The 5,564-nt window shown below is 70.4% G+C and carries 7 protein-coding genes; 4 read left to right on the top strand and 3 right to left on the bottom strand.

Annotated features, from left to right (window positions below):
- The 4 genes from AC1DY2_RS14375 to pgl all read left to right on the top strand — a co-directional run.
- On the top strand, positions 1–1,221 hold a 1,221-nt coding region (locus AC1DY2_RS14375), incomplete at its 5' end, for a glucose-6-phosphate isomerase (RefSeq protein ID WP_476763046.1).
- Positions 1,222–1,237: 16 nt separating this feature from the next.
- The gene (gene zwf / locus AC1DY2_RS14370) at positions 1,238–2,779 is read left to right on the top strand and encodes a glucose-6-phosphate dehydrogenase (protein WP_309978742.1); all 1,542 of its coding nucleotides are present in this window, start codon (positions 1,238–1,240) and stop codon (positions 2,777–2,779) included.
- The gene (locus AC1DY2_RS14365) at positions 2,776–3,720 is read left to right on the top strand and encodes a glucose-6-phosphate dehydrogenase assembly protein OpcA (protein ID WP_309978744.1); all 945 of its coding nucleotides are present in this window, start codon (positions 2,776–2,778) and stop codon (positions 3,718–3,720) included. The genes zwf and AC1DY2_RS14365 overlap by 4 nt, the downstream gene beginning before the upstream one ends.
- Before the next feature lie 11 nt (positions 3,721–3,731).
- On the top strand, positions 3,732–4,502 hold the full coding sequence (pgl, locus tag AC1DY2_RS14360) for a 6-phosphogluconolactonase (protein WP_476763045.1): 771 nt from the start codon (positions 3,732–3,734) through the stop codon (positions 4,500–4,502).
- Between the two features lie 79 nt (positions 4,503–4,581).
- Here the strand turns inward: pgl and AC1DY2_RS14355 are convergent, their stop codons facing one another.
- The 3 genes from AC1DY2_RS14355 to AC1DY2_RS14345 form a co-directional block, all read right to left on the bottom strand.
- The gene (locus tag AC1DY2_RS14355) at positions 4,582–4,950 is read right to left on the bottom strand and encodes an RNA polymerase-binding protein RbpA (protein WP_309978748.1); all 369 of its coding nucleotides are present in this window, start codon (positions 4,948–4,950) and stop codon (positions 4,582–4,584) included.
- 10 nt (positions 4,951–4,960) lie between these two features.
- Positions 4,961–5,212, bottom strand: coding sequence for a preprotein translocase subunit SecG (secG, locus tag AC1DY2_RS14350; RefSeq protein ID WP_159599832.1), 252 nt, complete (start codon positions 5,210–5,212; stop codon positions 4,961–4,963).
- An 87-nt stretch (positions 5,213–5,299) separates the two neighbouring features.
- Positions 5,300–5,564 (bottom strand): triose-phosphate isomerase (locus tag AC1DY2_RS14345; RefSeq protein ID WP_476763044.1); only part of this gene is annotated, 265 nt, incomplete at its 5' end.

Genomic DNA, 5,564 nt, shown 5'->3' with positions numbered 1-5,564 from the left:
CTCGTCGTGTCCTCCAAGTCCGGATCGACGGTCGAGACCGACAGCCAGCGCCGGGTGTACGAGCAGGCGTTCCGCGACGCGGGCATCGACCCGACGACGCGCATCATCGTCGTGACCGACCCGGGCTCGCCGCTCGACGAGTCGGCTCGTGCCGCCGGCTACCGCGTGTTCMACGCCGACCCCACGGTCGGCGGGCGCTACTCGGCCCTCACCGCGTTCGGCCTCGTGCCGTCGGGGCTCGCCGGCGCCGACATCGCCGAGATCCTCGACGAGGCCGAGACCATCGAGCTCTCGCTCGCGATCGACAGCCCCGAGAACCCCGGACTGGTGCTCGGCGCCGCCATCGCCGCCACCGAGCCGCTGCGCGACAAGCTCGCGATCGTCGCCGACGGCACCCACATCGTGGGCTTCGCGGACTGGGCCGAGCAGCTCATCGCCGAGTCGACGGGCAAGGAGGGCAAGGGCATCCTCCCCGTCGTCCTCGACGTCGACGCGCCCGAGCTGAAGGCCGACCTCCCCGACGTGCAGGTGGTGCGCGTCGTCGACGACGCCGGCGACCAGATCTTCAGCCACCACGACACCGGCGAGATCCGCGTCTCGGGCAGCCTCGGCGCCCAGCTGCTCGTGTGGGAGTACGCCACGGCGGTCGCCGGGCGCCTGCTCGGCATCAACCCGTTCGACCAGCCCGACGTCGAGTCCGCGAAGATCGCGGCGCGCGGACTGCTCGACGCGCGGCCCGAGCCGGCACCCGCGGCCTTCGTCGCCGACGGCATCGAGGTGCGCGGCACGCCCCACGTCATCGGCGCCGCGAGCGACCTGGTGTCGGCGATCGACGTCCTGCTCGAGGAGCTGCCCTCGAACGGCTACATCTCGGTGCAGGCGTACGTCGACCGCGTCGCCCACCCCGAGCTGGCGCAGCTGCGCGACCGGCTCGCGGCGCGTGCCGGCCGCCCCGTCACGTTCGGCTGGGGTCCGCGCTTCCTCCACTCCACCGGCCAGTTCCACAAGGGCGGCCCCGCCGTCGGCGTGTTCCTGCAGATCACCGAGACGCCGGCCGAGGACCTCGCGATCCCCGACCGTCCCTTCACCTTCGGTGAGCTCATCGCCGCGCAGGCGTCGGGCGACGCGAGCGTGCTCGCCGAGCACGGCCGCCCGGTGCTCACCCTGACGCTGACGGACCCCGCCGCGAATATCGCGACGCTGTTCGACGCCGTCGGCTGATCCGCGGAAGGATCCCATGGCCCCGGCAGAGATCTCCGCGCAGCACAATCCGCTGCGCTCGCCCAAGGACTACCGCCTCAATCGGATCGCCGGCCCCTCGAGCCTCATCATCTTCGGGGTGACCGGCGACCTGTCCCGCAAGAAGCTCATGCCGGCGGTGTACGACCTCGCGAACCGGGGGCTCCTGCCCCCGGGCTTCGCGCTCGTCGGCTTCGCGCGCCGGGACTGGGACGACCAGGACTTCGAGAAGGTCGTGCACGACTCGGTGCGGCAGTACGCCCGCACCGAGTTCCGTGAGGACGTATGGAAGCAGCTCGCACGCGGCATCCGCTTCGTCCAGGGCGACTTCGACGACGACGCGGCGTTCGACCGCCTCCACGCGGTCGTCGACGAGCTCGACCGTGAGCGCGGCACCATGGGCAACCACGCGTTCTACCTGTCGATCCCGCCGAAGTCGTTCCCGCTCGTCACGGAGCAGCTGAAGCGGTCGGGACTCACCGAGCAGCGCGACAACCAGTGGCGTCGCGTGGTCATCGAGAAGCCGTTCGGCTCCGACCTGCAGTCGGCGCGCGAGCTCAACGACGTCGTGGCCTCCGTGTTCCCACCCGACTCGGTGTTCCGCATCGACCACTACCTCGGCAAGGAGACCGTCCAGAACATCCTGGCCCTCCGCTTCGCCAACCAGCTCTACGAGCCCATCTGGAACGCGAACTTCGTCGACCACGTGCAGATCACCATGGCCGAGGACATCGGCGTCGGCGGCCGAGCCGGCTACTACGACGGCATCGGCGCGGCCCGCGACGTCATCCAGAACCACCTGCTGCAGCTGCTCGCCCTCACCGCCATGGAGGAGCCGATCTCGTTCGACGCGGCAGACCTCCGCGCCGAGAAGGAGAAGATCCTGTCCGCGGTGCGCCTGCCCGACGACCTGGCCACGGGAACGGCGCGCGGCCAGTACTCGGGCGGATGGCAGGGCGGCGAGAAGGTCGTCGGATTCCTCGACGAGGACGGCATGAACCCCGAGTCGACGACCGAGACCTATGCGGCGATGAAGCTGCTGATCGGCACTCGCCGGTGGGCCGGTGTGCCGTTCTACCTGCGTGCCGGGAAGCGCCTCGGACGGCGCGTGACCGAGATCGCCGTGGTCTTCAAGCGTGCGCCCCAGCAGGTCTTCGCCGACAGCCAGACCTCGCAGCTCGGACAGAACGCCCTCGTCATCCGCGTGCAGCCCGACGAGGGCGTCACCATCCGCTTCGGCTCCAAGGTGCCGGGTGCGGGCATGCAGGTGCGCGACGTCACGATGGACTTCGGCTACGGACACGCCTTCACCGAGGCGAGCCCCGAGGCCTACGAGCGGCTCATCCTCGACGTGCTGCTGGGCGACCCGCCGCTGTTCCCCCGCCAGGAGGAGGTCGAGCTCTCCTGGAAGATCCTCGACCCCATCGAGGAGTTCTGGGCGACGCAGGGTCAGCCCGAGCAGTACCGCCCCGGAACCTGGGGTCCGAGCTCGGCAGACGAGCTCCTGCACCGCGACGGACGTAGCTGGAGGCGCCCATGATCGTCGAACTTCCCGACACGACGACCAGCCAGGTCTCCAAGACCCTGGTGAAGATCCGCGAGGAGGGCGGCGTCGTCGCCTTGGGCCGTGTGCTCACCCTCGTCATCGCCACCGCGCCCGGCAGCGAGGAGGAGGCGATCGAGGCGGCGAACGACGCCTCGCGTGAGCACCCCATGCGGGTCATCGTGGTCTCGAGCGATCCGCACGAGCTGCCCGACACGGCGGCACGGCTCGACGCCGAGATCCGAGTGGGCGGCGACGCCGGCGCGAGCGAGGTCATCGTGCTCCGCGCCTGCGGCGATGCAGCCCGCGACGAGGAGAGCCTCGTCATGGCCCTTCTCCTGCCCGATGCGCCGGTCGTCACCTGGTGGCCCGGGGCGGCACCCGAGGTGCCCGGTGAGGCGGCGCTCGGGCGCATCGCCCACCGACGCATCACGGATGCCTCGACGCAGCCCGACCCGCAGGGTGCGCTGGCGCGGCTCGCGTCCAGTTACACCCCCGGCGATGCCGACTTCGCGTGGACGCGCCTCACCCTGTGGCGCGCCCAGCTCGCCGCGGTGCTCGACCAGCCGCCGTACGAGCAGATCACGAGCGTGCGCGTGACCGGGGCGATCGACTCCCCGTCGACGACCCTCCTGGCGGCGTGGCTGCGGCTGCAGCTCGACGCGCCGACGACGTACGAGCTCACGCCCGTCGACGCCGGCTCGCACGGCATCCACGGCGTGCACCTCGAACGGGAGAGCGGCGAGGTCGAACTGGTCCGCGACATCCCCGGAATCGCGACGCTGCGCCAGCCCGGCCAGCCCGTGCACGACGTGCCGCTGCCGCGCCGCAACCTGCGCGACTGCCTCGCCGACGAACTCCGTCGCCTCGATCCCGATGAGTTGTACGGTGAAGTGATCACGAGTGGCCTGTCGCTGCTCGGCGATCCCGAGGCGTGAGGAGCCCATGCATGACGAATGAACGGCGGGTGCTCGTCCATCCCGACAAGGCGTCATTGGCGAGTTCCGTGTCGGCGCGGTTCATCACGAAGATGCTCGACATCCTCGACGCCCAGGCGGTCGCCCACGTGGTGCTGACCGGTGGCTCGATGGGTTCGGCCGTCCTGGAAGCCGTCGCCGCATCGCCGGCGAGCACCTCGATCGACTGGTCGAGGGTGCACTTCTGGTGGGGCGACGAGCGGTGGGTGCCCGGCGGTGACGGCGAGCGGAACGACGAGCAGGCGCGCGTCGCCCTCCTCGGCGACCTCGACGTGCCGTCCGAGAACGTGCACCCGTTCCCGGCATCCGATTCGGGCATGAGCCTCGACGAGGCCGCCGAGGACTACGCGGCGGAGCTCTCGCAGCACGGCGTCGACGGGCTCGATCACCCGATCTTCGACATCACCTTCCTCGGCGTGGGGCCCGACGGGCACATCGCCTCGCTCTTCCCGCACCGGTCCGGCATCCAGGTGACGGATCGCACCGTCATCCCGGTGCGCAACTCCCCCAAGCCGCCGCCCGAGCGGCTCAGCCTCACGCGCCCGGTGATCAACTCGTCGCAACGCATCTGGCTGGTGCTCGCCGGGGCCGACAAGGCCTCCGCACTCGGCCTCGCCCTCGCCGGCGCGAGCCGTGACGAGGTGCCGGTCGCGGGCATCAAGGGTCGGCGACGCACGGTCTTCTTCGTCGACGCGGATGCCGCGGCCGAGGTGCCCGAGTCGCTCATCGCACGGGACTACTGAGTCGCTCGCACCGAGCAGACGCGAACGGGGCCAGCCTTCCGGCTGGCCCCGTTCGTCGTCTGCGATGCGGTTCGGTGCGTCAGTCCTGGGGAGCCGACTGCCCGCGACGGGCGCGGAGCTGCGTCAGCGCCTCCTCGAGGAGCGCGGCGGCTTCCTCGTCGGTGCGCCGCTCCTTCACGTAGGCGAGGTGCGTCTTGTACGGCTCGAGCTTGGAGACCAAGGGCGGGTTCTCCTTGTCGCGGCCGGCGGGAAGGCCGGTCGACGGGCTGTCGATGATCTCGGGGATCTCCTCCTCGGGGAGGCTCGCCGCGAAGTACCGCACGGTCTCGTTGCCCTGCGCGTCCCAGTAGCTCACGGCCACCCGATCGGCGTGGAATCCGCGGTCCTGTTCGCCCATCGGTCCCGCGCCGACGCGCGAGCCCCGGATGGCGCTGTTTCCTGATGCCATGGCGTTCCCGTCAGATTCCGGCGTCGAACTTGGTGATGAGACCCAGCACCACGATGCACGTGATCCAGATGAGCGCCAGGATCACCGTGATCCGGTTGAGGTTGCGCTCGGCCACACCGGACGCGCCGAGGCTGGACGTGACGCCGCCGCCGAACATGTCGGACAGACCGCCGCCACGGCCCTTGTGCAGCAGGATGAGCAGCGTCAGCAGGAGGCTCGTGAGACCGAGCAGCACCTGCAGGACGACCTGGAGAATCTCCACGGTGAACCTTTCCGGGCACGACGCAGGGTGTCAGTGCCGACAATCGAGTATAGCCGCACCCGCGGCTCCGCCCGTGGCGCGAAGCGCCTACGCGCCGACGTGCTTCTTGAACCGGACGATGCTCGAGAACTCGTCGATGTCGAGGCTCGCGCCGCCGACGAGCGCACCGTCCACGTTGGGCTCCCGAAGGAAGGACGCGATGTTCGACGCCTTCACCGATCCGCCGTAGAGGATGCGCGTGGCCGAGGCCACGTCGTCGCCGAGCAGTTCGGCGATGAGCGCACGAAGCGCGGAACACACCTGTTCCGCCTGCGCGGGCGTCGCAGCCTGCCCCGACCCGATCGCCCAGACG

Source organism: Agromyces sp. P1_H4 (assembly GCF_056405255.1).
This window is presented reverse-complemented; position numbering and strand designations above follow the sequence as displayed.

Bases quoted from the DNA above. Each gene is read 5' to 3' on its own strand.
- zwf (WP_309978742.1), top strand. From the start codon at position 1,238: ATGGCCCCGGCAGAGATCTCCGCGCAGCACAATCCGCTGCGCTCGCCC.
- AC1DY2_RS14365 (WP_309978744.1), top strand. From the start codon at position 2,776: ATGATCGTCGAACTTCCCGACACGACGACCAGCCAGGTCTCCAAGACC.
- pgl (WP_476763045.1), top strand. From the start codon at position 3,732: ATGACGAATGAACGGCGGGTGCTCGTCCATCCCGACAAGGCGTCATTG.
- AC1DY2_RS14355 (WP_309978748.1), bottom strand. From the start codon at position 4,950: ATGGCATCAGGAAACAGCGCCATCCGGGGCTCGCGCGTCGGCGCGGGA.